We start from the raw sequence: 26,536 nt of genomic DNA on the forward strand, positions 1-26,536 counted from the left end.
ATCTGACCGCATAAATGGTGGGCCTAAGTAGACTTGAACTACTGACCTCACGCTTATCAGGCGTGCGCTCTAACCAGCTGAGCTATAGGCCCATATCATATATGGTGGAGACGAGGAGAATCGAACTCCTGACCCCCTGCTTGCAAGGCAGGTGCTCTCCCAGCTGAGCTACGCCCCCATGAGGGTATTCCCTCAAAACTAGACAATGCAGAAAGCCTGATGCCTCGACTTAAGATCAAGCTGTCTTTCAACGACTCGGCGCGGTCAACGTCTGCCAATCGCGCTTCGCCTTTCGGCTCGCGTGCTTGGGACGTTTTCGCGTACGAGCTGTTTCCGAATCAGCTACGCCCTCCGGGCTTGCTTCTTCGACAGCTCAGTATCCCTAGAAAGGAGGTGATCCAGCCGCACCTTCCGATACGGCTACCTTGTTACGACTTCACCCCAGTCATCGCCCCCGCCTTAGACGGCTGCCTCCTTGCGGTTGGCCCACCGGCTTTGGGCGTGAATGACTTCCGTGGTGTGACGGGCGGTGTGTACAAGGCCCGGGAACGTATTCACCGCAGTATGCTGACCTGCGATTACTAGCGATTCCGACTTCATGCAGGCGGGTTGCAGCCTGCAATCCGAACTGGGGGATGGTTTGTGGGGTCCGCTCCGGCTCGCGCCTTCGCTTCCCTCTGTCCATCCCATTGTAGTACGTGTGTAGCCCAGGACATAAGGGGCATGATGACTTGACGTCATCCCCGCCTTCCTCCGCGTTCTCCGCGGCAGTCTCCTTTGAGTTCCCGCCATTACGCGCTGGCAACAAAGGACAGGGGTTGCGCTCGTTGCGGGACTTAACCCAACATCTCACGACACGAGCTGACGACAGCCATGCACCACCTGTTCTCGTGTCCCCGAAGGGAGGAAGCTATCTCTAGCTCTTTCACTCAATGTCAAGCCCTGGTAAGGTTCTTCGCGTTGCGTCGAATTAAACCACATACTCCACCGCTTGTGCGGGCCCCCGTCAATTCCTTTGAGTTTCAGTCTTGCGACCGTACTCCCCAGGCGGAATGCTTATTGCGTTAACTCCGGCACAGGAGGGGTCGATACCTCCTACACCTAGCATTCATCGTTTACGGCCAGGACTACCGGGGTATCTAATCCCGTTCGCTCCCCTGGCTTTCGAGCCTCAGCGTCAGTTACAGTCCAGAAAGCCGCCTTCGCCACTGGTGTTCCTCCCAATATCTACGCATTTCACCGCTACACTGGGAATTCCGCTTTCCTCTCCTGCACTCAAGGCATACAGTTTCCATCCCCTCACGGGGTTGAGCCCCGCACTTTTAAGATGGACTTATATGTCCGCCTGCGCTCCCTTTACGCCCAATAATTCCGGACAACGCTCGCCACCTACGTATTACCGCGGCTGCTGGCACGTAGTTAGCCGTGGCTTCCTCGCTCGGTACCGTCACCCAAACTCAATGTTTTCAAGCTCGGTTTTCGTCCCGTGCAACAGAGCTTTACGATCCGAAGACCTTCTTCACTCACGCGGCGTTGCTCCATCAGGCTTTCGCCCATTGTGGAAGATTCCCCACTGCTGCCTCCCGTAGGAGTCTGGGCCGTGTCTCAGTCCCAATGTGGCCGTTCATCCTCTCAGACCGGCTACTGATCGTCGCTTTGGTGGGCCGTTACCCCGCCAACTGGCTAATCAGACGCAGGCCCATCGACAGGTGATAGCATATTCAGAGGCCATCTTTCATCACCAGAGGATGCCCTCCGGTGACTTCATTCGGTATTAGCATTCCTTTCGGAATGTTGTCCCCATCCTGTCGGCAGGTTGCCTACGTGTTACTCACCCGTTTGCCACTCTCTCCTTTACCGAAATAAAGGTTCCCGTTCGACTTGCATGTGTTAAGCACGCCGCCAGCGTTCGTCCTGAGCCAGGATCAAACTCTCCGAAAAAACTTGATCTTTTTGCGCCATACTGCGTCACGACTTCGCAACGTGTCCTCAGCGTACGCGAGTACGCTTCCGGGACGTTGCTTCGCCGTTCCTTGTCTGGCACAAAAATCCCTGCGTTTTTTTCTCTGCATCCAACATGGTTATGTTGGATGCGGAGAAACTTGCATTCAGTTTGCAGAGAGCCATGATTGGCTCTTTTTATCTTCTGGATACGATTCTTTCGAACCGCATAAAGAAATTGTCGATTGCTTTTACAAATGTAGTTCACAATCGATGTTTCATCAAGATTCCTCTTGATGGACATCTGGCTTGAATCATATAGATGATTCATTTCTGCATTGTTTAGTTTTCAAGGAACACCGCCGAATTTCTTCGGTTCATTGCCGTTCCGAAGAATCGGCTTAGTCATTGTATCGCATGGAGTTCATCTTGTCAAGCGCTTTTTTCACTGCCCGTTCGCCAGAACGATCTTGCTAAGCGAAACTTTTGCACTCGCTTTGATTCCTCACTTGCCGCCTTACGGCGACTTGTACAATGATACAGGATTCCTTCCTGCTTGTCAACACCTTTTCGACTTTCTTTTAGAAAATCTTTTGTGCTGAAAATGGTGTCCTGGGAGGGACTCGAACCCCCGACCCTTTGATTCGTAGTCAAATACTCTGATCCAACTGAGCTACCAGGACATGTTATCTCCCCTGCATGAAGCATGGTGGGCCCACCAGGACTCGAACCTGGGACCGACCGGTTATGAGCCGGATGCTCTAACCAACTGAGCTATAGGCCCGGAGAAGCCATCCCTCAATTTGGGGAAAGAAATTCTCGCAACCTGCAAAAGCGTTGCGAGATCTCAAAAGCAAATGGAGCGGAAAACGAGGCTCGAACTCGCGACCCCCACCTTGGCAAGGTGGTGCTCTACCACTGAGCTACTTCCGCATATATGGAGCGGAAAACGAGGCTCGAACTCGCGACCCCCACCTTGGCAAGGTGGTGCTCTACCACTGAGCTACTTCCGCTTGATTTGCCCGCCGCACACGCACGCGCTGACTGACAGACTATATTCTAGCGGCTCTCGCCTCGTTTGTCAATACCTTTTCTGATGCTTTTCGCAACTCTCCCGCTCATTTCGCATCAAAAAGCGGCAGCGCTTCCAGGAAGATCAAATCTTTCCTCTCTGCCGCTTTGCCCTCCGCCAACACGCACGCTTCGCCGACGATCTTGCCGCCCGCCTTGCCTGCAAGCTCCGTCAGCGCCTTCATCGAGCCGCCCGTCGACACCACGTCGTCAAGAAGTAGCACATTCTTCCCTGCAATGCGCGCCTTGTCCACGCCGTCGAGGCAGAGCTTCTGCACGCCCTTCGTCGTAATGGAACGATCCTCGACCCAAATGGCATCCTCCATGTACGCCTTGACCGACTTGCGCGCGACGACGTAGCGCTTCATGCCGAGACAGCGCGCGAGCTCCGCCGCGAGCGGTATGCCCTTCGTCTCTGCCGTCAGGAGGACTTCCGTCTCCTTCGGCACCTTCTCAGCCAAAGCCCTTGCACAAGCATCCGTAAGCTCGACGTCGCCGAGCATGATGAACCCCGCGATCGCCAGCTCATTCGTCACGTTCAAGATCGGCAATTCCCTGCGGACGCCCGCCACTTCCAAAGTATGAAATCTCTGTGCCATCGTTCAAAAGCCCTCCGTCCTTCTCGTATCCCAGCGCAGGGAGCGCACATATCCCGCACTCTTCTGCATCGCCTTCATTATAATGGAATTTTCTCGCAAGCGCAATTCCTTTCATTGTCCAAGCGATTCCTTCTATGATATAATAAGACCTGCTAAGACATAAACAATACAAAAGGAGCGTGGAATAATGCAGTTGAAAATTCCTTACAGCAAGGGCAAGATGATGATCGAGGTGCCGGACGAAAACTTCCTCGGCGTACTCGAATCGCACCCCGAGGGCAAGGAACAGCCGGGCACACAGGCGGAAATCGTCGAGCGCGCACTCGACAACGTGATCGGCAGTCCAAAGCTCGAAGAACTCGTCCGCGGCAAGAAGCGCATGGTCATCATCACAAGCGACCACACGCGCCCCGTACCGAGCCGCGTGACGATGCCGATTCTCCTGCGCCGCATCCGCGAGGCGAACCCCGAGATCGACATCTCAATCCTCATCGCGACGGGCTTCCACCGCGCGACGACGCATGAAGAACTCGTCGACCGCTTCGGCGAGGACATCGTCAAGAACGAAAAGATCATCATCCACGATTCGCAGAACGACGCGGCGATGGCGGATCTCGGCTTCCTGCCGTCGGGCGGCAAGCTGCTCATCAACCGCGCGGCCATCGGCACCGATCTGCTCATCGCCGAAGGTTTCATCGAGTCGCACTTCTTCGCAGGTTTCTCGGGCGGCCGCAAGGCGATCCTGCCCGGCATCGCTTCCGCCAAGACGGTCATGGCGAACCACTGCAGCAAATTTATCAAGAGCGACAAGGCGCGCACGGGCATCCTCGACGGCAACCCCATCCACCGCGACATGCTCCACGCGGCGAAGGAAGCGAAGCTCGCCTTCATTCTGAACGTCGTCATCAATGCGGAAAAGGAAATCATCGCCGCCTTTGCCGGCGACAGCCAGGAAGCGCACGTCACGGGCTGCGACTATGTGCGCACGCTCGCCGAAATCAAGCGTAACCCGTCCGACATCGTCGTATCGACGAACGGCGGCTACCCGCTCGACCAGAACATCTATCAGGCAGTCAAGGGCATGACGGCGGCCGAGGCGAACTGCAACGAGGGCGGTGTCATCATCATGGTCGCAGCCTGCAACGACGGTCACGGCGGCGAATCCTTCTACAAGACCTTGAAGGCCGCAAAGACGCCGCGCGAACTGCTCGATCAAATCGAAGCAACGCCGCAGGAAAATACGCTGCCCGACCAGTGGGAGATGCAGATCCTCGCGCGCATCCTCGACCGCTTCACCGTCATCATGGTCACGGATCTCTGCGATCCGCAGATGATTCGCGACATGCACATGGAGCACGCGCTGACCTTCGACGAGGCCTTGAAGCGCGCCTTCGAGATCAAAGGCAAGGACGCAAAAGTCACCGTCATCCCCGACGGCGTTTCCGTCATCGTGCGCTGAAAAGACACTTGGCAACAAAAAAGGCTGCTTGCGCAGCCTTTTTTGTTGCCTATTTTTCATTCAAGCGAAAAGATCGTTGAACGCCTCCGTCATCGTCGGGTGCGTGTAAACAGCATCCGCCAGCGTACCCGCCGTGATGCCCGCATCCATGGCGAGCTTTATGATATTGATCATTTCCTGCGACTCCGGGCAAAAGAGATGCGCCCCTAAGATCTTGTCCGTCTTTGCATCGATGACCGCCTTCAACAACCCCGCGGGCTTTCGCAGCACCTGCGCCTTCGGGATAGCGGCAACAGCAAGCTTGCGCACGGCGACCTCGAAGCCTGCGGCTCGCGCTTCCTCCTCCGTCATGCCCACGCGAGAAAGCGGCGGGTCAAGAAACACCGAATAAGGCACGGCGCCGCGGTTCTTCGTCGTGCGTTCGCCCTTGCCGAACAGCGTATCCTTGACGATGCGGAAATCATCGAGCGAGATGTACGTGAACTGCAAACTGCCCGCGACGTCGCCCATCGCCCATATATGCTCTGCCGTCGTCCGCAGTTTCTCATCGACCGCGACCGCACCGCGCTCCGAAAGCTTTACGCCTGCCTTTTCCAACTGCAAAGCGGCAAGCTCAGGCCGCCTGCCCGTCGCAACGAGAACGGCGTCCGCCGTGAGCCGACGCTCGCTGCCCGCCGCCTCGACCGTGAGCACAGCAACGCCGTCCTCATTCTTGACGCCGAGCACCTTCGCGCTCTTCACGATGGATATGCCGCGCTCTTCAAGCACTTTCTCCACGCAGGCAGCGATTTCCTTGTCCTCACGCGGAATGAATTCCGCCGTATCCTGCACGACCGTGACGTCGGAGCCGAAATTTGCATAGTAGGATGCAAACTCCAAACCGATATAGCCGCCGCCAATGACGACAAGCTTTTCAGGCAGCTTGTCAAGCTCCATCATTCCCTCGCTCGTATAGACATGCGCACTCTCCTTAAGCCCCGGAATCGGCGGCACGAAGGGCGCCGCGCCCGTATTGATGAAGATGCGCCCGGCGCGCACGATTTTTTCTCCCGTCTCCGTCACAATGCGCACCGTATGCGCATCAAGGAAGGAAGCCTCGCCGTCGATGACCTCCGCCCCTGCCGCCGTGACCTTCTCGTAGTTCTTCTGGCGGAGCATCGCCGTCAGACGCCGCTTTTCAGCGATTGCCGCCCGATAGCGCGCCGCCCTCGCTGCAAAGTCGCCGCCCGCCGCAGCAGAAAGCCGCGCACTGTACTCAAGCGACTTCGACGGGATGCAGGCGACATTGATGCAAGTGCCGCCGTAGCGCTCCTTCGAACGCTCGACAAGCGCTACAGACTCGCCGCGCTTTGCCAGAAGCCCCGCCAAAGTCTTGCCCGCCTTGCCGAAGCCAAGGATCAAATTCTGATATTCTTTCGTTTCCTGCATGAAAAATCCTCCTTATTCATATATAAAAAATACGCATAAATGCGTAGTAAAACAGTACCATGCACATCATGACAAGAGAAAGAGAGCCGCACCCTTCACCTCTCCCACACCCTCGTCTCGACCGCCCCCATACCGAGTGCCGTCTTGATGCCAATACCGACGAAAGGCGCGAAGGAAAACAACATTCCCAGAATCCGCCGCATGCCGTCCGTGCCAAAAAACCGCACGCGCATCGTGCCGCAAAAGCCACGAATCGTATGACCTTCGATAGAAAAAGGAACGGAACGAAGCGCGTATTTAGAAAGCTGACAGGCCAGCGCCATCCGCTCCGTCAAATCCTCATCATAGAGATAAATTTCCTTGGCGAAGCGATTCCATCGCATCAAAAGGCTCTGGCAAATCAAGAAGAAATCCGGCAGCATCACATAGCGCCCCTCGCGCTTGAACGAAGTCGGCGTGCAAAAAGAAAGCTCCGCCCCCTTGGGTGCCGCCTCCTGCAAGAAGAACGTATCGGCAATCTCCTCAAAAGAGCTTTCCGCCAACAACCTCCGCTCTCCCAGACGAACCTCATACTCCTTCTGCCGCAGGAATATGCCATCTCCTTGCCGCAAGGCCTCCCCGATCGCCTCGCCGGCCTCTTCCTCCACGACGCCGATGCGCCAACGGGCGAAGCCACCCGCCTTGTCCCACGAAACGCTCTGACTGTACGGGCGCATATCCTGTTCGTGCAGCCTCTCTACCAACTCCTTCGGCAGGCGCTCCATCAAAGCGCCGTGCAGCAACGAGCCGAAAGAGCTGACCGCACGCTCTTCCTCGGGTAGAAAAAGTACCGATTCGAAAAGACGTATCATCGATTGACCTCCTGCGAACGGCAAAGTCCCAGAATCCATGCATCACTCCATATGTCGTAATCCTTTCACACAAAGCCTCCACAGCCTCATCTCCCTTCTTTGTCGAAATCATAAGAACTATATTGAAAATATTCTGTTTCCAAAGAAAATTTCCTGCCCACCTCGTCCTGGAATCCTAGATTTTCCTGCAAATCCTAAAAAATAATGACATCCTCGATATGACGATCGCCCACACCCCATGAACGAACTGACGTATGATCGGCCAACAAATAGATGCGCAAAGAATCCGTCTCCAAATCAATCAAGCGGCTCGTTTCCTCGACGAGCCGCTCATACTTTTTCTTGCTCAAAAATGCCTCAAAAGCAGACTTCTGCACACGAATCCCATAGCGCTCGACACACTTGACCATGCGGTTGCGGCGCTTGTTGTCCACGATGTCGTAGATTACAAGCACGATGTAACGGCGCTCGTCAGCAGCGACAAACTCCATCTCCTCGTATTCCAAACGCCTCCGGCACAAGACACCCCAAAGCACGGAAATGCACCTTCGCTGCAATCGCCTTACGTCCCAGAGCGAGATAAAAAGACGAACCCTTGAGCAAGATCTGCTGCTCCTGCCGAAAGACATGCACATGGCGCGTCGATTCAAGACGACCGAAGAACGCCCCTGTGCGCGACAGCCATGTGACAGGGATGCCCAAGCGAAGAAGCTCCACCATTGCCTGTGAGGAAACCTGTATGCGATCGATCAGAGTCAGCCCTTCCAAGACCTCCTCGGGAATCTCCATAATGCACTCACGGTTACGACCGATAACGAAATTCCCACCGCGCTTCTGAACATAAGCTCCCTCTTCCGTGATATAGACAAAACTCATGCTCACACCTCCAAGAACTACCGTCCCCTTTCGGGGTTCGTGTTCTGAAATAACCGCCGTAAAGGAGGAAGCGACGGTCTATCCTGAGAAGTTTCCGTCCCCTTTCGGGGTTCACATTCTGAAATCAAATACAACGCCAAATACAACAAGGAAAAATACGCAAAGTTTCCGTCCCCTTTCAAGGTTCGTGTTCTGAAATGCGACAGCAAAAACTATTACGAATAATGACCTCGGCAAGCAATTACACGCAAGACGTCTTCAATTACATCATAAACAATACGATTCGTGTCATCAATGCGACGACTTCAATAGCCTGACAAAGAGCCGTGCAGAGGTTCTGGCTTGCCAATACCATGAAACGCATCCCTTTGCATATCTTTGACAAGTTCATTGATTCTCTTCAGTGTCTTTCGATCCTGCATCTGCCAATAGAGATAGTCTGCCCAAGCGCGTTCTTCCCACAGAACCTTCATGCATCTGCCTCAATTAACGCGTGTTCCTGAAATTTCGCAGTTCCGTTTTTAACGTCGGTAACAATGCTCTCAAGATGAGCGATATTCGCAGAGGAATAGAACGGATCGACGGAAACCTCAAACGGGATCCGCCTTTCGCGACTCATCTTTTTAGCAAAGATCGTGAATGCGGTTGTCATATTCATTCCAAGATCGCGGCAGACAGCTTCCATATTCTGCTTTAATTCAGCGTCCATACGAATATTGACCAATGTTTGCGCCATATAGATCAACCCCTTTGCTGTCAGTTTAGCATAAGCAAAGTACACTGTAAAGACAACACATAAACAACAGGCTGCGATTTCATCAATAAGAAATCATAGCCTGTTCCGTCCCCTTTCGAGGGGCACGTTCTGAAATGTGCGCGGCTCGTTGTTCGTGAAGGGCAATAAAAAGTTTCCGTCCCCTTTCGGGGTTCACGTTCTGAAATAGTCCATTACGACATGGACGAGGACGAGGTGTACACGTTTCCGTCCCCTTTCGGGGTTCGTGTTCTGAAATAGATTTCCAGACGGGCGCAAAGGGCAAGTTCGTCACTGAGTTTCCGTCCCCTTTCGGGGTTCACGTTCTGAAATGAAGCAAAACAGATTGAGACGGATGCCAACAAAGTTTCCGTCCCCTTTCGGGGTTCACGTTCTGAAATGACATTTACAGAAAGGCGGTGCTGGCATCATGAAAGTTTCCGTCCCCTTTCGGGGTTCGTATTCTGAAATTTGTTTTTCTGTTCTCTGGAAGGAGAGATTGATCATGTTTCCGTCCCCTTTCGGGGTTCGTGTTCTGAAATTCGCCTTTCGGAAAGATCAAGCTCGACGCGATGGGCGTGTTTCCGTCCCCTTTCGGGGTTCGTGTTCTGAAATCCTCGTCTTGCAAGCTCTGATTTTATGCGGCTTCAAGATGCTGTTTGCGGCGCGGACTGTTTTTTTGTCTCTTTTCTGCGCCATTTCTTTGAAAAAATACGCTTCAAGCCTTGTCATTGTTGATGCGGTGCGGATTCCTCTTATAGTATAACATAAAGGAAGCAGAAGGACAATGATTTCTACTTCCTTTTCCCAGTATCAATATCGTTGCAAGAGTTGGGCGTTTTCCAAATCGTTGTTCAGCAGGCAGTAGTCAATCGCCGTATGCCCCGACTTGTCTTTCCGATAAGGATCCGCTCCTGCATCGAGAAGAATCTGTAGAAGCTCGTGCCTTGCCTCGGAAGATGTATAGGTGTGAGATACATACATCAACGGCGTCGTGCCATCGTTTGAACGATAGTTGACATCTATCCCTTGTTCGACAAGGTAGCGGCAGATTGCAATACCATCTCTCCCCAATGGCATGGACAAGAGCGCATTGCGCCGATCCATAGCATAGACGTCCTGAATGGAATTGATAGGCGCACCCCAGTTGTGCAGATATTCCATCAACGGAAGATTGCCGTTTGCCGCTGCTTGCACGAAATAAGAGTGAACGCGATATTCGCGCGTACTGGTGACATACCCGCGCACATCCGCGCCGCGTTCAAGAAGCATCTGCATGATTTCGCGCTTGTCGTTGTAGATTGCGCAGGACAAAGGCGTAGCCGACTTGAAATTGTAGTAGGCGTTGATGTCAAGACCCTTGTCGAGCATACGCCTCACGGTGTCGGCATCGCCTTTTTCAATCGCCACGAAGAGCATCCTCTCATCCGTTGTCGGCTCTCGCTCGATGATGCGATTGTTGATCTCCCCATGCCGAGTCTTCTCCTCAGGTTTTTTCTCTTGTCCTTCCTGCTTCCCGCCCTTGAGGATTGAGCCGAGGACATCGCCGATAATCTTACCCCATTCGCTCGCTTCCGCTTTTGCAGGATGGATGACGGCAGGGACACCCATGAACAGGAAGGCCGCAGCCACGGTTGTGGCGACAAATTTCTTCACAGCATTCGCTCCTTCATTTCGCGGCAGCTTGGTCGCCGCGCATCGCCGGTTCTATTCCAATTCCAAAGATACCAAAAAGGCGCCGCTTTCGGTCGGAGCGTCACACCCGACATCTCTTTTGCCCATTGCCGAAGCATGCGGCGCGTGAGGACGCTTTTTTCACCTCAAAAGCCAGTCGCCTTTTCTTAGTTTCAGTATAACAAGATTACTCTCGCCTGTAAAGGATAACTTTGTTTCTCAATATCTTCTTCCATGTGGCATCGCCAATTCGCCAAAAAGAAATAATGGAATGACTGTAGTGAGAGGGATCTTTTTCTACTTTCAAACGCAAGATTGCCTTGAACCGTTCTCCATTTTCTTCTATCATTTTCAGGATCACAGCGGTATGCGGTTTCGATGATGCAATGATGTAATCCGGCTCTTGTATGATTTGCGGAATGTACCTCATGAATCTCTCATAATCTTGAGGATGCCGTTCTTTGATATGCTCAATCCTCTCATCCGTGATAACGACATCCGAGGATTGAATCTCTCGCTCCACAAGTGAATAAATTGCCTTGTCAATCCTGCAAAGCAAATGCATCGAATCACATCCTTAAACAAAACTGCCGCACGCGGATGCGTGCGGCAGTTTCCATTCGTACAGCTTAGCCAACGATGACCAGCGGATCGCCGGCCTTGACGCTCTGACCGGCGGCGACGTTGATCGCCTTGACCGTGCCGGCCTGCGTTGCAGCGATTTCGTTCTGCATCTTCATGGCTTCGAGAATCAAGAGGACATCGCCCGAGTTGACCTTCTGGCCCTCGGAAACGAGGACGTTGACGATCTTGCCCGGCATCGGGGCGTTGACGGAAGCTTCGCCGGCGCCAGCGGAAACAGCTGCCTTGGCAGGAGCGGCAGGAGCAGCCGGAGCAGCGGCCTTCGGAGCGGCGGGAGCGGCTGCCTTCGGTGCAGGCGCCGCGACGGCTGCCTTCTCTTCCTCGACCTCGACTTCGTAGCTCGTGCCATTGACCTTGATGTTGAACTTTTTCATTGTAAATTCCTCCAAGTCTTCAATTTGTTTTCGCTTACGTCTTTCTTAATGGATGCTCTGGCGACCTGCCATTGCCCATGCGTCGTTGCGCTTGATCTTGACGGCAACGACTTTATTGCCAACCATCATCTGGACGGCTGCAGCGATGACCGCAGCGACCTCAGGTTTGACGTCTTTTGCGTTTTGCATAAGTGAACCTCCCGATTACAACGGAATATTGCCGTGCTTCTTCGCCGGCCCGACTTCGCGCTTCGAGGCGAGAGCGTTCAATGCCGTGATGACATAGGGGCGCGTCTCCTTCGGCTCGATGACCATGTCGGCGTAGCCGCGCTCCGCCGCCTTGTACGGCGTAGCGAACTCCTCGACGTACTCCGCCGTCTTCTGATCCTTGTCGGGATCCTTGCGGAAGATGATGTTCGCAGCGCCCGCAGGGCCCATGACGGCGATTTCAGCCGAAGGCCATGCCATGACCTGGTCTGCGCCGAGTTCACGGCAGCACATGGCGATGTATGAACCGCCGTACGCCTTGCGCGTGATGACCGTGACCTTGGGCACCGTCGCCTCGCTGTAGGCATAGAGCATCTTCGCACCGTGGCGGATGATGCCCGTGTGCTCCTGGCCGACGCCCGGCAGGAAGCCCGGAACATCGACGAGGTTGACGAGCGGGATGTTGAACGCATCGCAGAAGCGGATGAAGCGTGCCGCCTTGTCGGAAGCGTTGACGTCGAGGCAGCCTGCCATGACGTTCGGCTGGTTCGCGATGATGCCGACGGAGCGACCGTCGAAGCGTGCGAAACAGGTGATGATGTTCGTCGCGAAATACTGATGCACTTCGTAGAACTCGCCGTTGTCAACGATGCTGCGGATGACGTCCTTCATGTTGTACGGCGCGTTCGGGTTGTCGGGAATGACCGTGTTCAAGGACTCGTCCATGCGAGACGGATCATCGCCTGTCTCAACGATCGGCGCGTCGTCCATGTTGTTGCTCGGCAGGAAGGAGAGCAGGTAGCGGATCTGCTGGATGCAGTCATCCTCGTCCTCCGCCGCGAAATGCGCAACGCCCGAGACCGAGTTGTGCGTCATGGCGCCGCCCAAGGCTTCCGCCGTGACTTCTTCCGCCGTGACGGACTTGATGACGGCAGGACCCGTGATGAACATCTGGCTCGTGTTCTTGACCATGTAGATGAAATCCGTGATGGCCGGGCTGTAGACAGCGCCGCCCGCGCACGGTCCCATGATGACGGAGATCTGCGGTACGACGCCCGAAGCCGCCGTGTTGCGGTAGAAGATGCCCGCATAGCCCGAAAGCGCGTCAACGGCTTCCTGGATGCGTGCGCCGCCCGAGTCGTTGATGCCGATGCACGGAGCACCCATCTTCATCGAGAGATCCATGACCTTCCAGATCTTGTGCGCGTGCTTCTCGCCCAAGGAGCCGCCCTCGACCGTAAAGTCCTGCGCGAAAGCGTAAACAAGGCGGCCGTCGACCGTGCCGTAGCCCGTGACGACGCCTTCGCCCGGCAGTTCCTTCTTGTCCTGTCCGAAGTTCGTGCAGCGATGCTTCATGAACATGTCAAGCTCGACGAAGGTGTTCTCGTCAAAGAGCTTCTCGATGCGCTCGCGAGCCGTCATCTTGCCCTTTTCATGCTGCTTGTCGATGCGCTTCTGTCCGCCGCCCAGTTGGATATGTTCCTTCTTGGCGTGCATGAGGGCGATTTTTTCCTGAACTGTAGCCATACTCTTCCTCCTCTATGTCGAATCTTTCTCGTATATAGTACCTTATGAAAGTCCAGGCGGTCAAGCCCGACTCTTTCATTCCCGCTCATCCCAAGCGCACAGGCGCAGGCTATGCGGCAAGGGTTCAGCGGTCTTCGTGCTCACAGATTTCGAGGAGGACGCCGTGCGTGGCTTTCGGATGAATGAAGGCGATCTTCGCGCCGCCCGCACCGTAGCGCGGCTTCTCGTCGATCATCTTCACGCCCTTTGCCATGAGGTCGGCGATCGCGTTCTCGATGTTGTCTACGCGAAGAGCGATGTGCTGGATGCCGCCTCTGCCGCCGTTCTTCTCGATGAACTTCGCAATCGGGCTCGTCGGCTCCGTCGCCGCGAGAAGCTCGATCTCCGAGCCGTTCGGCGTCGGGTTGAAGCTCGTCTCGACCTTCTGCTCGGCAACAACTTCCTTGCCCGTGCACGGGATGCCCAGCTGCTCCGTCCAGAACTTGCCAACCTCGTCGAGATCGTTGACAGCAATGCCGATGTGGTCTACACCCATAACTTTGAACATGTGGATTACCTCCTAATATAGAAAGATCTGCCGTCACTTGAGCATATTTTTCATGATGTCTTGCGTGACGGTGTAGGGATCTGTCCTGCCTTCCTTGATGTCGGCGACGAACGCGTTAAGCTTGCCCGAATCGACAACCTTGCTCTTGACGTACGAGCCGATATTGCTTTCGAGGATATCGATCATCTCGTCCTTCGTGCGCTTCGTGCGCCGCTCGGCGAGAATTCCCTTCTCCTCGATATAGGCGCGGTGCTTGTCGACGGATGCGACAAGTTCCTTGACGCCGATCTGTTGGTTTGCTATGACCTTGTCGATGGGCGGACGCCAATCTTTCATCACGCCGTCCAAATCGAGCATCATGTTGATCTCGCGCACAAGCTTGTCCGCGCCGTCGAGATCTGCCTTGTTGATGGCGAACACGTCGCCGATCTCCAAGACGCCCGCCTTGATGGCCTGGATGTCATCGCCCATGCCGGGAATCAATACGACCATCGTCGTATCGGCTGCCCGAACGATGTCGACCTCGGATTGCCCGACGCCGACGGTCTCGACAAAGATAATGTCCTTGCCAAAAGCGTCCATCGCCTTGACGGCGTCCGCCGTCTTGTGCGAAAGGCCGCCCAAGCTGCCGCGTGTCCCCATGCTGCGGATGAATACGCCTTCGTCCATCGCCAGACTCGCCATGCGGATGCGGTCGCCCAGGATGGCGCCGCCCGAAAACGGGCTGGTCGGGTCGATGGCGATGACGCCGACGGTCTTGCCCTGCTTGCGGTATTCGTTCGCGAGCTTGTCCGTCAGCGTGCTCTTGCCGGCGCCCGGAGGCCCCGTGATGCCGAGCACATAGGCGTGACCCGTATGCGGGTAGAGCGCCTTCATGATGTCGATGGCATTTTCCGCCTCGTTCTCGATCGCCGTGATGGCTCTCGAAAGCGCGAGGCGATTTCCTTGCAGGAGTTCCTTGGCTATGTCCATGGAATGCACCACCTATGCCATTGTTCCGGAAAATCTCGAAAAACACAGAATTGCCCGTTGTTTCCCGAAATTTCGCGCATGATACGGATAAAAGCAAGGCTGGCGGCAGACGAGCTGCTGCCAGCCCCATATCGAACTCTTACTTCTTCACATGCTCGTTGATGAAATCGACGATGTCGCCCGTCGGCGTGCCCGGCGTGAAGACGGCGGCAATGCCCGCTTCTTTGAGTGCGGGGATGTCCGTCTCAGGAATGACGCCGCCGCCAATGATCAGCGTGTCCTTCATTCCCTTGCTGCGCACAAGCTCGACAACCTTGGGGAAAAGATGCGGATGAGCGCCCGAGAGGATGCTCATCGCGATGACATCGACGTCTTCCTGCAGAGCTGCTTCCGTAATCTGCTCCGGAGTCTGGCGAAGACCTGTGTAAATGACCTCGAATCCTGCATCACGAAGAGCACGCGCGACGACTTTCGCGCCGCGATCATGGCCGTCCAAGCCCGGTTTTGCTACCAATACCCTGATTTTTGCCATTTGAAATTACCTCCAAGTTCAAGTAGAGAAAGGAATGCAGGGTGCGGCCGCCCGAAAAACGGACGGCTTCCCCAAAAGCCCTGCGGATTACAGGGACGTATGAGCCTCGTATTCGCCGAAGACGCTGCGCATGACGCCGCAGATTTCACCGAGCGTCGCATACGTCTTGACAGCCGTGAGGATGTGCGGCATGAGGTTTTCCTTCTCATCCTCGCACGCCTTCTTGAGGGCTTCGAGCGCGGACTTCACAGCTGCGTTGTCGCGCTTCGCCTTGACCTCGGCGAGCTTCTTCTTCTGCTTCTCGCCGACGGAGGCGTCGACCTTCAGGAGGTCCTTCGGCGGCTCCTCGTTTTCCTTCTGATACTTGTTGACGCCGACGATGATGCGAGCGCCGGACTCGACATCCATCTGCCAGGCGTAAGCACTGTCCTGGATTTCCTTCTGGATGTAGCCCTTCTCGATGGCAGCGACAGCGCCGCCCATCTCGTCGATCTTCTTGATGTACTCCATCGCTTCCTTCTCGATCCGGTTCGTCATGGCCTCTACATAGTAGGAGCCTGCCAGCGGATCGATGACGTCAGCGAGGCCGCTCTCATGCGCAACGATGTGCTGCGTGTGCAGAGCGATGGAGACGGACTCTTCCGTCGGAAGCGCGAGCGCTTCGTCGCGGGAGTTCGTATGGAGGGACTGCGTGCCGCCCATGACGGCTGCCGCCGTCTGCAGCGCGACGCGGACGATGTTGTTGTCCGGCTGCTGCGCCGTGAGCATGGAGCCTGCAGTCTGGGTATGGAAGCGGAGTTTCATGGACTTGTCCTTCTTCGCGCCGAAGCGGTCGCGCATGATCTTCGCCCAGATGCGGCGAGATGCACGATACTTCGCGACTTCTTCGAGCACGTTGTTGTGCGCGTTCCAGAAGAAGGAGAGACGGCCCGCGAAATCATCGACGTTGAGTCCCGCCTCGATGGCGGCATTGACGTAGGCGATGCCGTCGGAAATCGTGAACGCGATTTCCTGAGCAGCCGTGGAACCGGCTTCGCGGATATGGTAGCCCGAGATGGAAATCGTGTTCCACTTCGGTACATTCTTCGAGCAGTAAGCGAAGATGTTGGTGATGAGGCGCATGGACGGACGCGGCGGGAAGATGTAGGTGCCGCGAGCCGCATACTCCTTGAGGATATCGTTCTGAATCGTGCCCGTGAGTTTGTCTGCGGGCACACCCTGCTTCTCAGCAACAGCGATGTACATCGCAAGAAGCACGGAAGCCGGGGCGTTGATCGTCATGGACGTCGAGACCTTGCCGAGATCAATCTGGTCGAAGAGGGTCTCCATGTCAGCGAGCGAATCGATCGCCACGCCGACCTTGCCGACCTCGCCTTCGGAAATCGAATCGTCGGAGTCGTAGCCGATCTGCGTCGGCAGATCGAAGGCGCACGAGAGGCCCGACGCGCCTGTCGCGATCAACATGCGGTAGCGCTTGTTGGACTCTTCGGCCGTGGAGAAGCCGGCGTACATACGCATCGTCCAGAAGCGGCCGCGATACATCGTAGGCTGCACGCCACGCGTGTAGGGGAACTGGCCCGGAACGCCGAGATCCTCGACGTAATTCTCGCCCTCGACGTCGAGCGGCGTGTAGAGACCCTGCTCGGGAACGTGCGGGCGAAGCGGGAATTTCGCGGTGGTCTTTTTCAGGTCAGCCTCGTACTTTTCCAACTCGGCCTGGATTTTCTCATTGCTCATATTGTTTTCCTCCTGTCAGGGAATGCAAAAAGGGGCGCATCCGCTCGTCTCCTGCGTGTCTTTGCCGCGGAAGTCCGAGCGGTCTATAGCCGCTTCCTTTTCCCCATTGATTTCCGATCCGTTCAAAAAATGTTTTCTGCGCCTTATTTCATGGATTTCGTTTCGATGAACTTCTCATGGAAGGAAAGCGCTTCCTTGATGATGTGCGGCGTATGTGCATGCTTGGTGGCCTCTACGGCTCTGTTGTAGTAGTCAAGCAGCACCGGCTTGTAGTCGGGATGCACGCAGTTGTTGATGATCTCCAAGGCGCGCGCCCTCGGTGCAAGGCCGCGCAGATCCGCGATGCCCTGCTCCGTGATGATGACGTCAACGTCGTGCTCCGTGTGATCGATATGCGAGCACATCGGAACGACGGACGAGATCGCGCCGTTCTTCGCAATGGAAGGCGTGTAGAAGATCGTCAGGAAGGCGTTTCTCGCGAAGTCGCCCGAGCCACCGATGCCGTTCATCATCTTCGTGCCTGTAACGTGTGTGGAGTTCACGTTGCCGTAGATGTCGACTTCAAGAGCCGTGTTCATGGCGATGACGCCGAGGCGATGGACAACTTCCGGGCTGTTGGAGATTTCCTGCGGACGCAGCAGCAGGTACTTCTTGTACTTCGCGACGTCCTTGTAGAAGCGCTCCATGCCCGCCGGCGAGGGTGAAAATGCTGTGCCCGAGGCGAAGTTCAGCTTGTTTGCGTCGATGAGGTCGAGCATGCCGTCCTGGATGACCTCGGTGTAGACCGTGAGGTCTTCGAGGTCGGAGTCAACGAAGCCCGCCATGACGGCGTTCGCGACGTTGCCGACGCCCGACTGCAGCGGCAAGAGGTTCTTCGGCATGCGACCCGCCTTGATCTCCGCGTTGAGGAATTCGAGCGTGAACTGCGACATCTTCTTCGAGTTCTCGTCGATCGGCGCGAGGTCACGCGTGTGATCCTTGATGTCGCACGGCACGATGTACTTGATCTTGTCCGGCGTGCACGGGATGAACGGCGTGCCAACGCGGTCATCCGCCTTCACGATGGGAATCGGCAGACGATTCGGCGGGTCGAGCGGCACGTAGACGTCATGCATGCCCTCAAGCTCCAGCGGCTGCGTCGTGTTGACCTCGACGATGACGACATCGGCCTGCTGCACATAAGAGGCAGCGTTGCCGAGCGAAGTCGACGGAATGATGTTGCCCTCTTCTGTGATGGCGACGGCTTCGACGATGGCGATGTCGAGCTTGCCGAGGTAGCCGACGCGTGCGAGCTGTGCGGACTCACTCAGATGGAGGTCGAGATAGTCGACGGAGCCATTGTTGATCTCGCCCCTAAGAATGGCGTCCGTCTGGTACGGCAAGCGCCTCTTGATGCCGTGGACGGCGGCAAGCGTGTCGTCAAGCTCCGGGCCAGTCGAAGCGCCCGTCCAGATGTCAACGGTGAAGGGCTCCTTCTTCATGCGCTCGGCCAGGGCAAGCGGAATTGCCTTCGGATAAGCGGAAGCGGTGAAGCCGCTCATGCCGATGCTCATGCCCGGCTTAATGAAGGCCGCCACTTCCTCCGCGCTCACGATCTTCGCCTGCAGGTCTTTGTTGCGTACGCGATCCGAGATGTCAATCATTCAATACATCCTCCCTCACAAGGCCGTCCGGCCCGTGTAATCTAAGGAAACCGCCGCTTCTCCCGGGAAAGCAGGAAGAGCCGGGCTTCCAGTGATGAACTGCCGCCGCAGCCGAACTCACCCTCCTCTTCCGCTCCCGCATGATAGCTTCTCGCTATCGCGCGAAAATGGGATAACTGAGGCTTATCGTACTACTATGCGACAATTATATCCTAAGCTAAAGAATACCACTTCGACGCTTTAGCGTCAAGTCAATTTTCGGACTCTTCGCCGCTATTTTTAGGCGATTCGCCGCCCTCTTTCGCCCTCTGGCGAAGCTCTCGAAGCTTCTGCCGCTTCCTCGCCGCCAGTTCGTCCATGACGATGGCCTCGTCCTCCTCATTGCCCGCAAACTCTGTGACGGCGGCGAGCGCCGCAAGAAGCCACAGGAGCATCGACGACGGGATGTTGAAGAGCACGTCGTCCGTGAGGCCGTTCAGCGCGATGGAGAAGAAGGCGAGGCTGATCCCCAGCATCAGCCCTTGGCGGAAGCCCTCACTGTCATGCACCTTCGAGAAGAAGGCCAGCCCCATCGTGCCGAAGAAGAACCACAGGAAGGCTACGGCACCGACGACGCCGATCTCCGCCGCGTAGTTCAGATACATGTTGTGCGCGTGGACGATGAGCACGTCCGCGCCCTGCAGGTAGAAGTCGTATTCGGGGTAGACCATCCAGTAGGCACCCCAGCCGATGCCGAAGAACGGATGATCGCCGATCATGGCGAGCGTGCTTTCCCACAGCGCAAGGCGCATTTCCGACGAGGTGTCGACGCGCGTGAAGACCGACGTCACGCGGTCGAGAAGCGCGGGGTCGAGGAGGAAGAGCGCGCCCGCGACGACGCCGACCGCAAGCAGCACGCGCCCGTCGCGGAACATACCGTAGAGGATGAAGATCAGGGCGACGACGAGGAACGCCATGCGTGCATACGTCATCGCGAGGCACGCTGCCAGGAGCACGAGCGCCGCACCGAGCGCGATGCGCCGTCGTTGATCGCGCATCTTCACGAAAAAGGCGAAGGCGAAGCACATGGCGACGTCGAGATAGCCCGCGAGAATGTTGGGGTTCTCCCACGTTGAGAAGACGCGCTTCTTGAGCTCGGGGAAGGCATCACCGTCGACCCACTTCATCGTGCTCGTGTCGATGCCGAAGGCGAACTGGTAGAAGCCGTAAAGCACGACGAGCACGCACGAGAGACCGAGCGCGTAGACGATCTTGCGGATGTCCTGCGACGCCTGGACGTTCTGCCCGATCAGAAGATACGTCAGAAGGTAGACGCCGACGAGGTTATAATAGTTGTAGAAGCTGAAGCCACGGTCGGGCGAGACGAAGATGGAAACCGCGCCCAAAAGCGCGAAGAGCGCGGCAGGCACGTCGTAGGGCAGGCGGCGGAAGCGACGGCACTCCTTGTCGACGACGAGGCGCGCGAGCCAGAAGATGACGCCGAGGAGCAGAGCCGCCGTCGCCAGGGGCGGCGAGAGCGCAATGAGGAAGGCTTCGAGCAAGATGGCATAGTAGATGCCGCCCGCAAGATAATCCGACAGGCTGTCCTTAGCCGTCATGGTGCGCCCCCCTCTCCAAAAGCAGACGCCGCAAGTTCCCTATGAGATATAAGGAGCCTGCCGCGCAGAGGATGCGCCGCCCGGCCGCCCGGTCAAGCGCACGCGAGAGAGCCGCATCCGCCGCCGGGACGACTTCGACCTCCTGCGTGATTTCCCGCGCGACGCGGGCAAGGTTCTCGGGGTCGCCCGCGCGCGCCGAATCCGGCGGCGTGATGACGACGCAATCGTCCGCACGCACGAGTGTCCGAAGCATTGCACGATAGTCCTTGTCCTCCAAGATGCCGAGGAGCAGCACGCGCTTCTCGCCCGCGAATGCCGCGTCAAGGCTCTCCTTGAGAGCCGCCGCCCCCGCCGGGTTGTGTGCGCCGTCGACGACGATGCGCACGCCTTCGAGCGCAAAGCGCTCGAAGCGCCCCGGCCAGGCGACGGACTTCAAGGCGCGGGCGATTGTCTCGTGCGTGACGGCGCGATGCTTCTCGGCGAGGAGCATCGCCGTCCGAATGGCGAGCGCGGCGTTCTGCCGCTGGTATGCGCCGCCAAGCGCGAGCGCGTAGTGCGCTGCGCCGCCGTCCTTCGACGAGAAGTCGATTCCCTCAGCACCTGCGGCCGCGCGGAAATCTTCGCCATAGGCGAAGATTTCGCTTCCCTCCTCCGCGGCCTTTCGGCGCACGACGTCGAGCGTCATGCCCTCAGCCGCCGTGACGACGGGCACGCCCCGCTTGATGATGCCCGCCTTGTGATGCGCGACGCCTTCGAGCGTGCCGCCGCAGCGGTCGGCGTGCTCCATGGCGACGTTCGTGATGACGGCGACCTCGGGCATGATGACGTTCGTCGAGTCGAGAAGCCCGCCCAGGCCGACCTCGATGACGGCATAATCGACGTGCTTTTCGGCGAAATAATAGAACGCCGCCGCCGTCAGCACCTCGAACTCGGTCGGCTGCTCCAGCCCCTCGGCGAGCATCGCCTCCGCCGCCTCTTTTGCAGCCGAGATCGCCGCCGCGAAATCCGCCTCGCTAGCCTGCTCGCCGTCGATGACGAAGCGCTCCGTGTAGGAAGTGAGATGCGGCGAGGTGTAGAGTCCCGTCCTAAAGCCCGATTCCGTCAAAATCGCCGCCGTCATGGCGCTGACTGAGCCCTTGCCATTCGTGCCTGTGACATGGACGGTTCTGTATCGCCTTTCGGGGTGGCCGAGCAGCTCCGTGAGCCGCTCGATGCGCGAAAGGCCGAGCTTCGAGCCGAAGACGTTGAGACTTTCGAGGTAAGAAAGACTTTCCTTGTAGTCCATTTCCCCACCTTCCTCAGAGTTTTGCCAGATAGGCGAGGCGCTCTTCGACGGCCTTCTTCTTCTCCTTCGCCGCTTCGAGCTTTTCGCGCTCTTTTTCCACGACGGCGGGCGGCGCCTTCTTGACGAAGCCCTCGTTCGCGAGCTTGCCGCCGAGGCGCTTCTCCTCGCCGACGAGGTTTGCCAATTCTTTTTCCAGACGCGCCTTTTCCTTCTCGACGTCGATGAGCCCCCTCAGAGGCAGGTAGACCTCGACACCCGAGACGATCGCCGCCATGGCATTCTCGGGCTTCGCCGCGCCGTCTTCCAAGACGGTCAGAGGCTCCGCCCACGAGAGCGCGGCGAAGTACGCGGCGTGCGCGGCGAATACGGGCGCGAGCGCCTTGTCCGCGAAGTGCAAAATGACCTCGCTCCTCTTGCCTGGCGCGGCCTCAACCTCGGCGCGCATGTTACGGATGCGCACGATCACTTCCATGATGCTCGCCATCTCGCGCTCCGCCGCCTCGTCGACGAGAGCCTTGTCCGCCTCGGGCCACGGCGCGATCATAACGCTCCTGCCCTCATGCGGCACGCGCTGCCAAATCTCCTCCGTGAGGAACGGCATGAAGGGGTGCAGCAGGCGAAGCGTGCGCTCCAAGACGTACGAGAGGACATACTGTGCCGTCTTCTTCGAGCGCTCGCCCGCCGCATCTTTGTCATAGAGCCGCGCTTTCGCCAACTCGATGTACCAGTCGCAGAACTCGCTCCAGATAAACTCGTAGATCATGCGCCCCGCTTCGCCCAGCTCGAACTTCTCCAGATTCTCCGTCACGCCCGCCGCCGTCTTCTGGCAGCGCGACAAGATCCAGCGGTCGGCGAGCGTATAGTCCTCCGCCGTCGGAGTGAAGCTCGCATCGAAGTCCTCCAAATTCATGAGCATGAAGCGCGAGGCGTTCCACAGCTTGTTCGCGAAATTTCGCGCCGCTTCGACGCGCTCCCAGTAGAAGCGCATGTCGTTGCCCGGCGTGTTGCCCGTAATGAGCATGAAGCGCAGGGTGTCCGCGCCGTACTTGTCGATGACCTCGACGGGATCGATGCCGTTGCCGAGCGACTTCGACATCTTGCGCCCCTCGCTGTCGCGCACGAGACCGTGGATGAACACATGGCGGAAAGGGATGTCCTTGCCGAACTCCAAGCCCATCATGACCATGCGTGCGACCCAGAAGAAGATGATGTCATAGCCCGTCACGAGAACGCTCGTCGGGTAGAACTGCTTGAGTTCCGGCGTGGCATCAGGCCAGCCCATCGTCTCGAACGGCCAGAGTCCCGAGCTGAACCATGTATCGAGCACGTCCTCATCTTGGTGCAGATGATGACCGCCACACTTCGGGCAGGTCTCGACGTCCTCGCGCGAGACGACCGTCTCCTTGCAGTCTTCGCAATACCACGCAGGGATGCGATGCCCCCACCAAAGCTGGCGCGAGATGCACCAGTCGCGGATGTTTTCGAGCCAGTTCACATAGATCTTCGTGAAGCGCTCGGGCACGAACTTGATCCTTCCATCCTGCACCGCCTCAATCGCGGGCTTCGCGAGGCTCTCCATCTTCACGAACCACTGCTTGGAGACGAGCGGCTCGACCGTCGTATGGCAGCGCGAGCAGTGGCCGACGGCGTGCTCGTGCTCCTCTGTGGAGACGAGAACGCCCGCCTCTTCGAGGTCTTTGACGAGCATCTTGCGGCACTCGTAGCGGTCGAGTCCCGCGTACTTGCCGAGACCTTCCGACATCGTGCCGTCATTTTCTATGACGCGCACCTGCGGCAGGTCATGGCGCAGCCCCATCTCGAAGTCGTTCGGATCGTGCGCAGGCGTGACCTTGACCGCGCCCGTACCGAAGGCGGGATCGACGTACTCGTCGGCAAAGATGGGAATCGGGCGATTGACGATGGGCAGAATGACGTTCCTGCCGACGAGATTCTTGTAGCGTGCATCATCGGGGTGCACGGCGATTCCCGTATCGCCGAACATCGTCTCCGGGCGCGTCGTCGCGATCTCAACATAGCCCTCGCCGCCCTCGAAAGCATAGCGCAGATGCCAGAGATGACCCGATTCCGTCTCGTGCTCGACCTCAATATCCGAAAGCGCCGTGTTGCACGACGGGCACCAATTCGTAATGCGCGTCCCCTGATAGATCAGCCCCTTCTCGTAAAGGCTCACGAAGACTTCGCGCACGGCGCGCGAGCAGCCCTCGTCCATCGTGAAGCGCTCGCGCGCCCAGTCGCACGAAGAGCCGAGCGTTCGGAGCTGATACATGATGCGGCTGCCGTACTCCTCCTTCCACTGCCAGACGCGCTCCGTGAACTTCTCGCGCCCGAGTTCGTAGCGGTTCGTACCCTCTGCGCGAAGCGCCGCCTCCACCTTCGCCTGCGTCGCGATGCCCGCATGGTCGCAGCCCGGCATCCAAAGAGTATTATAACCCTGCATGCGCCGCCAGCGGATCAAAATGTCCTGCAAGGTATTGTCGAGCGCATGCCCCATGTGCAGTTGCCCCGTCACATTGGGCGGCGGAATCACGATGGAAAATGGCTTCTTTCCCTCCTCGGGTTCGGCATGAAAGAGATCGTTCTTCTCCCAGAACTCGTACCATCTCTTCTCAAACGACTGCGGCTCATAAACCTTCGGGATATTATCCTTTGCCATGAAAAAACCTCCATACATGTCGCATTGACGCAAAAGTCCCCTGCAGGAAGCACGGACAGCCGCAAGACAAATCCCCGCAGCCCGCATAAACCTCCCGCAAACAAAAAATAAAGCTCTCCCGTCCGAAAGGACGGAAGAGCCTGCTTCCGTGGTACCACCTAACTTCCCGCAAGGCGAAACGCCCTGCAGCTCCAAGGCATAACGCCGCCGCCGCGCCCGCACCTACGCACCGAACGGCAAAATGCGCCATGCGGCTTCAGCCCGAAAGCTCCGAAGCGACCTTCCGCCGCCCGCCGCAGGGATTCTCACCAGCCATCCCCTCTCTGAAGCGGCGCTTGCAGCGTACTCCTCTTCCTCATCGCCTTTACCGACAAAAGGATACCATAAGAATGGCATTTTGGCAAGATGCGGCGACGCTCCCTTGCCGTTCACCCCTTCGCCGCTCGCTCCTTCTCGGCGAGCAGCGCCTCCAAATCCTCGCGCGTGAACGCGTACTTCTCGCCGCAGAAGTGACAGCAGACCTCCGCCTTGCCGTCGGCGACAAGGGACGCGAGATCCGCTGTACCTAGGCTCAGAAGCATGGACTCGACGCGCTCCTTTGAGCATGAGCAGCGAAAGGCGAGACCGGTCTCGGCGAGGACTTGCATTTCGCCCAAGCCCTGCATGACGCGCTCGGCGATCTCGTGCGCCGTCATGTCCTGATGCACCATGTCGGAAACGGCGGGAAGCGCGGCAAGATTCTCCTCCAACTGCGAAAGCGATTCCTCCGACGCGCCCGGCAATGGCTGCACGAAGAAGCCGCCAGCCGCCAGCACCGAAAGATCGGGCGCAACGAGCACGCCGAGCGCAACGGACGACGGCGTCTGCTCCGAATCATACAGGTATCGCGTCAAGTCTTCCGCGATCTCACTCGTGACGATCTCGGACGAGCCGGCGACAGGCTCCTTGAGTCCCGTGAAGCGCGTGACCGTCAAGAGTCCCGTGCCAACGCCCGCGCCGACGTCGAGCTTTCCCTTTGCGTTCAGCGGCAGATTTACATGCGGATGCTCGACATAGCCGCGCACGAAGCCCTCGGGCACGGCGTCCGCCACGATGGCGCCCAAGGGCCCTGCGCCTGCGAACTTTACGGTCAGCGCCTCCTCATTCTTGAGGTTCGCCGCGAGGAGCAGCGCTCCCGTCATCGTGCGCCCGAGAGCCGCCGCCGCGACGGGCAGGCAGTCGTGGCGGCGCACGGCTTCACCCACGAGATGCGTCGTCTGCGCCGCATAGATGCGGAAGTCGCCCGCCATCGCCTTGACCAGGGTATCTTTCATCGGAAAATTTCCTCCTTCTTCAAGCAAGGCGGGTGGACACACAGCGTATCCACCCGCCTTATCTTCTATATTCATCATTCATCCCACGCGTAGAGCACAAGGATGTCGGGCGCATGGACGGCGTCGTAGAAAGCGACGATCTTGCGCCCCGCCGCCTTGCACCACGCATGGCGCAGTGCGCCGCCCTTGTCCGGCGACTTCTCTTCCGAGCTGAAGAAGTCCGCGCGCTCCGCCTCCGTCAGCCCCAGCGATTCCAAGGCGAGCGTCAGCACGCGCCGCAGAGCCAAAGAGCGCGGCACAGGCGCCTTCTCGCTCTTCATGACGATGCTCGAAAGCGCCCCCGCCTCGTTGACGTTCAGAAAGAGCCTCCCCTTCTCCTCAATGCCGAGGAGCTCGGCCTCATAGACGCGATAATTCTTGAGCTTCACGTCGTTCGACAGAAACGGCGCGGCAAGACGCACGACGGAATCCTCGCGCTGAGCCATATCGTTGTAATGCGCGACAAAGGCCGCCGCATCGAGATCCGAAACGCGCACCGCATGGTTCGCCAGACAGACGCCTGCGCTCGTCACAAAAAATACGCCGGCAAGCGCAAGGCCGCGCAAAAAGTCATGCCACAAGGTCAAAAGACGCCTCCCCAAAGACTATCCAAGCCACTATTTCAATGTGCAGACTACACGCACAAACATCCACTTCGTGGACATTGTGCGCCGCCCTTAATGAAAGTTACCCAATCAGTCTGCGCCCTTCGGGCTTGACTTCTTGGACTTTCATAGTAAGCTCCATTATAGCACAACGGAGCGGGGATTCAAGGAAAATCGTGCCGCCACCT

General features: G+C 57.5%; 23 protein-coding genes, 6 tRNA genes, 1 rRNA gene, 1 pseudogene and 1 other annotated feature. Of the genes and pseudogenes, 2 read left to right on the plus strand and 29 right to left on the minus strand.

The features are described 5' to 3' along the window. Positions 1 to 15 precede the first annotated feature (15 nt). The 8 genes from OL236_RS08955 to OL236_RS08990 form a co-directional block, all read right to left on the minus strand. Positions 16 to 92, minus strand: a tRNA-Ile gene (locus OL236_RS08955). A 10-nt stretch (positions 93 to 102) separates the two neighbouring features. Beyond that, positions 103 to 178, minus strand: a tRNA-Ala gene (locus OL236_RS08960). A gap of 208 nt (positions 179 to 386) precedes the next feature. Further along, positions 387 to 1,941 (minus strand): 16S ribosomal RNA (locus OL236_RS08965). Between the two features lie 605 nt (positions 1,942 to 2,546). Beyond that, a tRNA-Arg gene (locus OL236_RS08970) sits at positions 2,547 to 2,624 on the minus strand. Positions 2,625 to 2,648: 24 nt separating this feature from the next. Beyond that, positions 2,649 to 2,725: transfer RNA gene (locus tag OL236_RS08975), tRNA-Ile, on the minus strand. Between the two features lie 74 nt (positions 2,726 to 2,799). Next, positions 2,800 to 2,874 (minus strand) — tRNA-Gly (locus OL236_RS08980). Positions 2,875 to 2,879: 5 nt separating this feature from the next. Continuing rightward, a tRNA-Gly gene (locus OL236_RS08985) sits at positions 2,880 to 2,954 on the minus strand. 105 nt (positions 2,955 to 3,059) lie between these two features. Beyond that, positions 3,060 to 3,611, minus strand: a complete 552-nt coding sequence (locus tag OL236_RS08990) for a phosphoribosyltransferase family protein (protein WP_265070337.1) — start codon at positions 3,609 to 3,611, stop codon at positions 3,060 to 3,062. A 187-nt stretch (positions 3,612 to 3,798) separates the two neighbouring features. Here OL236_RS08990 and larA point away from each other — a divergent pair, with 187 nt between their 5' ends. Further along, positions 3,799 to 5,070 carry a nickel-dependent lactate racemase gene (larA, locus tag OL236_RS08995; RefSeq protein WP_265070338.1) on the plus strand — a complete coding sequence of 424 codons (1,272 nt, stop codon included), beginning with the start codon at positions 3,799 to 3,801 and terminating at the stop codon, positions 5,068 to 5,070. Between the two features lie 60 nt (positions 5,071 to 5,130). Here the strand turns inward: larA and OL236_RS09000 are convergent, their stop codons facing one another. The 6 genes and pseudogenes from OL236_RS09000 to OL236_RS09025 form a co-directional block, all read right to left on the minus strand. Beyond that, the gene (locus OL236_RS09000) at positions 5,131 to 6,498 is read right to left on the minus strand and encodes an FAD-dependent oxidoreductase (protein ID WP_265070339.1); all 1,368 of its coding nucleotides are present in this window, start codon (positions 6,496 to 6,498) and stop codon (positions 5,131 to 5,133) included. 95 nt (positions 6,499 to 6,593) lie between these two features. Further along, the gene (cas6, locus tag OL236_RS09005) at positions 6,594 to 7,349 is read right to left on the minus strand and encodes a CRISPR-associated endoribonuclease Cas6 (RefSeq protein WP_265070340.1); all 756 of its coding nucleotides are present in this window, start codon (positions 7,347 to 7,349) and stop codon (positions 6,594 to 6,596) included. Between the two features lie 194 nt (positions 7,350 to 7,543). After that, positions 7,544 to 7,855 (minus strand): CRISPR-associated endonuclease Cas2, encoded by a 312-nt coding sequence (cas2, locus tag OL236_RS09010; protein WP_265070341.1) that lies wholly within the window; start codon positions 7,853 to 7,855, stop codon positions 7,544 to 7,546. Continuing rightward, positions 7,821 to 8,225, minus strand: a complete 405-nt coding sequence (locus OL236_RS09015; protein WP_265070342.1) for a CRISPR-associated endonuclease Cas1 — start codon at positions 8,223 to 8,225, stop codon at positions 7,821 to 7,823. Before OL236_RS09015 ends, cas2 begins: the two co-directional genes overlap by 35 nt. Before the next feature lie 215 nt (positions 8,226 to 8,440). Further along, a pseudogene (locus OL236_RS09020) lies at positions 8,441 to 8,698 on the minus strand (Txe/YoeB family addiction module toxin). Further along, positions 8,695 to 8,961 (minus strand): type II toxin-antitoxin system RelB/DinJ family antitoxin, encoded by a 267-nt coding sequence (locus OL236_RS09025; RefSeq protein WP_265070343.1) that lies wholly within the window; start codon positions 8,959 to 8,961, stop codon positions 8,695 to 8,697. Before OL236_RS09025 ends, OL236_RS09020 begins: the two are co-directional and overlap by 4 nt. Before the next feature lie 448 nt (positions 8,962 to 9,409). On the opposite strand from OL236_RS09025, the gene OL236_RS12525 reads away from it, so the two are divergent. Then, positions 9,410 to 9,745 carry a hypothetical protein gene (locus OL236_RS12525; RefSeq protein WP_413777372.1) on the plus strand — a complete coding sequence of 112 codons (336 nt, stop codon included), beginning with the start codon at positions 9,410 to 9,412 and terminating at the stop codon, positions 9,743 to 9,745. Between the two features lie 47 nt (positions 9,746 to 9,792). Here OL236_RS12525 and OL236_RS09030 read toward each other — a convergent pair whose 3' ends face one another. The 15 genes from OL236_RS09030 to OL236_RS09100 form a co-directional block, all read right to left on the minus strand. Then, the gene (locus OL236_RS09030) at positions 9,793 to 10,635 is read right to left on the minus strand and encodes an ankyrin repeat domain-containing protein (RefSeq protein ID WP_265070344.1); all 843 of its coding nucleotides are present in this window, start codon (positions 10,633 to 10,635) and stop codon (positions 9,793 to 9,795) included. Between the two features lie 205 nt (positions 10,636 to 10,840). After that, positions 10,841 to 11,218: a PBECR2 nuclease fold domain-containing protein gene (locus OL236_RS09035; protein ID WP_265070345.1), complete on the minus strand. Its 378-nt coding sequence runs from the start codon at positions 11,216 to 11,218 to the stop codon at positions 10,841 to 10,843. 64 nt (positions 11,219 to 11,282) lie between these two features. Beyond that, positions 11,283 to 11,669 carry a biotin/lipoyl-containing protein gene (locus OL236_RS09040; protein ID WP_006193509.1) on the minus strand — a complete coding sequence of 129 codons (387 nt, stop codon included), beginning with the start codon at positions 11,667 to 11,669 and terminating at the stop codon, positions 11,283 to 11,285. A gap of 45 nt (positions 11,670 to 11,714) precedes the next feature. Continuing rightward, positions 11,715 to 11,858, minus strand: a complete 144-nt coding sequence (locus OL236_RS09045) for a hypothetical protein (protein WP_006193510.1) — start codon at positions 11,856 to 11,858, stop codon at positions 11,715 to 11,717. Between the two features lie 15 nt (positions 11,859 to 11,873). Beyond that, positions 11,874 to 13,403: a methylmalonyl-CoA decarboxylase subunit alpha gene (mmdA, locus tag OL236_RS09050; protein ID WP_265070346.1), complete on the minus strand. Its 1,530-nt coding sequence runs from the start codon at positions 13,401 to 13,403 to the stop codon at positions 11,874 to 11,876. A gap of 124 nt (positions 13,404 to 13,527) precedes the next feature. Further along, a complete protein-coding gene (gene mce, locus OL236_RS09055; protein ID WP_009646173.1) occupies positions 13,528 to 13,950 on the minus strand; it encodes a methylmalonyl-CoA epimerase in 423 nt (140 codons plus the stop codon). 33 nt (positions 13,951 to 13,983) lie between these two features. Then, positions 13,984 to 14,922, minus strand: coding sequence for a methylmalonyl Co-A mutase-associated GTPase MeaB (gene meaB / locus OL236_RS09060; protein WP_265070347.1), 939 nt, complete (start codon positions 14,920 to 14,922; stop codon positions 13,984 to 13,986). 139 nt (positions 14,923 to 15,061) lie between these two features. After that, on the minus strand, positions 15,062 to 15,454 hold the full coding sequence (locus tag OL236_RS09065) for a cobalamin B12-binding domain-containing protein (protein ID WP_009646128.1): 393 nt from the start codon (positions 15,452 to 15,454) through the stop codon (positions 15,062 to 15,064). A gap of 87 nt (positions 15,455 to 15,541) precedes the next feature. Then, positions 15,542 to 17,191: a methylmalonyl-CoA mutase gene (locus OL236_RS09070; protein ID WP_009646138.1), complete on the minus strand. Its 1,650-nt coding sequence runs from the start codon at positions 17,189 to 17,191 to the stop codon at positions 15,542 to 15,544. Positions 17,192 to 17,334: 143 nt separating this feature from the next. Further along, positions 17,335 to 18,834 (minus strand): acetyl-CoA hydrolase/transferase family protein, encoded by a 1,500-nt coding sequence (locus OL236_RS09075; RefSeq protein ID WP_009646151.1) that lies wholly within the window; start codon positions 18,832 to 18,834, stop codon positions 17,335 to 17,337. A gap of 251 nt (positions 18,835 to 19,085) precedes the next feature. After that, positions 19,086 to 20,432, minus strand: coding sequence for an O-antigen ligase family protein (locus OL236_RS09080; protein WP_265070348.1), 1,347 nt, complete (start codon positions 20,430 to 20,432; stop codon positions 19,086 to 19,088). Continuing rightward, complete coding sequence (locus OL236_RS09085; protein ID WP_265070349.1) at positions 20,422 to 21,717, minus strand: bifunctional folylpolyglutamate synthase/dihydrofolate synthase; 1,296 nt, start codon at positions 21,715 to 21,717, stop codon at positions 20,422 to 20,424. Before OL236_RS09085 ends, OL236_RS09080 begins: the two co-directional genes overlap by 11 nt. A 13-nt stretch (positions 21,718 to 21,730) precedes the next feature. Next, positions 21,731 to 24,391, minus strand: a complete 2,661-nt coding sequence (locus tag OL236_RS09090) for a valine--tRNA ligase (protein WP_265070350.1) — start codon at positions 24,389 to 24,391, stop codon at positions 21,731 to 21,733. Positions 24,392 to 24,514: 123 nt separating this feature from the next. Continuing rightward, positions 24,515 to 24,759, minus strand: a binding site (T-box leader). A 60-nt stretch (positions 24,760 to 24,819) separates the two neighbouring features. Next, on the minus strand, positions 24,820 to 25,704 hold the full coding sequence (gene hslO, locus OL236_RS09095) for an Hsp33 family molecular chaperone HslO (protein ID WP_265070351.1): 885 nt from the start codon (positions 25,702 to 25,704) through the stop codon (positions 24,820 to 24,822). Positions 25,705 to 25,778: 74 nt separating this feature from the next. Beyond that, positions 25,779 to 26,330, minus strand: a complete 552-nt coding sequence (locus OL236_RS09100; protein ID WP_265070352.1) for a hypothetical protein — start codon at positions 26,328 to 26,330, stop codon at positions 25,779 to 25,781. Positions 26,331 to 26,536 lie beyond the last annotated feature (206 nt).

The sequence above is a fragment of the Selenomonas sputigena genome (genome assembly GCF_026015965.1).
Taxonomy (GTDB): Bacteria; Bacillota; Negativicutes; order Selenomonadales; family Selenomonadaceae; genus Selenomonas.

Bases quoted from the DNA above. Each gene is read 5' to 3' on its own strand.
- OL236_RS08990 (WP_265070337.1), bottom strand. From the start codon at position 3,611: ATGGCACAGAGATTTCATACTTTGGAAGTGGCGGGCGTCCGCAGGGAA.
- larA (WP_265070338.1), top strand. From the start codon at position 3,799: ATGCAGTTGAAAATTCCTTACAGCAAGGGCAAGATGATGATCGAGGTG.
- OL236_RS09000 (WP_265070339.1), bottom strand. From the start codon at position 6,498: ATGCAGGAAACGAAAGAATATCAGAATTTGATCCTTGGCTTCGGCAAG.
- cas6 (WP_265070340.1), bottom strand. From the start codon at position 7,349: ATGATACGTCTTTTCGAATCGGTACTTTTTCTACCCGAGGAAGAGCGT.
- OL236_RS09015 (WP_265070342.1), bottom strand. From the start codon at position 8,225: ATGAGTTTTGTCTATATCACGGAAGAGGGAGCTTATGTTCAGAAGCGC.
- OL236_RS09025 (WP_265070343.1), bottom strand. From the start codon at position 8,961: ATGGCGCAAACATTGGTCAATATTCGTATGGACGCTGAATTAAAGCAG.
- OL236_RS12525 (WP_413777372.1), top strand. From the start codon at position 9,410: ATGAAAGTTTCCGTCCCCTTTCGGGGTTCGTATTCTGAAATTTGTTTT.
- OL236_RS09035 (WP_265070345.1), bottom strand. From the start codon at position 11,218: ATGCATTTGCTTTGCAGGATTGACAAGGCAATTTATTCACTTGTGGAG.
- OL236_RS09040 (WP_006193509.1), bottom strand. From the start codon at position 11,669: ATGAAAAAGTTCAACATCAAGGTCAATGGCACGAGCTACGAAGTCGAG.
- OL236_RS09045 (WP_006193510.1), bottom strand. From the start codon at position 11,858: ATGCAAAACGCAAAAGACGTCAAACCTGAGGTCGCTGCGGTCATCGCT.
- mmdA (WP_265070346.1), bottom strand. From the start codon at position 13,403: ATGGCTACAGTTCAGGAAAAAATCGCCCTCATGCACGCCAAGAAGGAA.
- mce (WP_009646173.1), bottom strand. From the start codon at position 13,950: ATGTTCAAAGTTATGGGTGTAGACCACATCGGCATTGCTGTCAACGAT.
- meaB (WP_265070347.1), bottom strand. From the start codon at position 14,922: ATGGACATAGCCAAGGAACTCCTGCAAGGAAATCGCCTCGCGCTTTCG.
- OL236_RS09065 (WP_009646128.1), bottom strand. From the start codon at position 15,454: ATGGCAAAAATCAGGGTATTGGTAGCAAAACCGGGCTTGGACGGCCAT.
- OL236_RS09070 (WP_009646138.1), bottom strand. From the start codon at position 17,191: ATGAGCAATGAGAAAATCCAGGCCGAGTTGGAAAAGTACGAGGCTGAC.
- OL236_RS09075 (WP_009646151.1), bottom strand. From the start codon at position 18,834: ATGATTGACATCTCGGATCGCGTACGCAACAAAGACCTGCAGGCGAAG.
- OL236_RS09080 (WP_265070348.1), bottom strand. From the start codon at position 20,432: ATGACGGCTAAGGACAGCCTGTCGGATTATCTTGCGGGCGGCATCTAC.
- OL236_RS09085 (WP_265070349.1), bottom strand. From the start codon at position 21,717: ATGGACTACAAGGAAAGTCTTTCTTACCTCGAAAGTCTCAACGTCTTC.
- OL236_RS09090 (WP_265070350.1), bottom strand. From the start codon at position 24,391: ATGGCAAAGGATAATATCCCGAAGGTTTATGAGCCGCAGTCGTTTGAG.
- hslO (WP_265070351.1), bottom strand. From the start codon at position 25,704: ATGAAAGATACCCTGGTCAAGGCGATGGCGGGCGACTTCCGCATCTAT.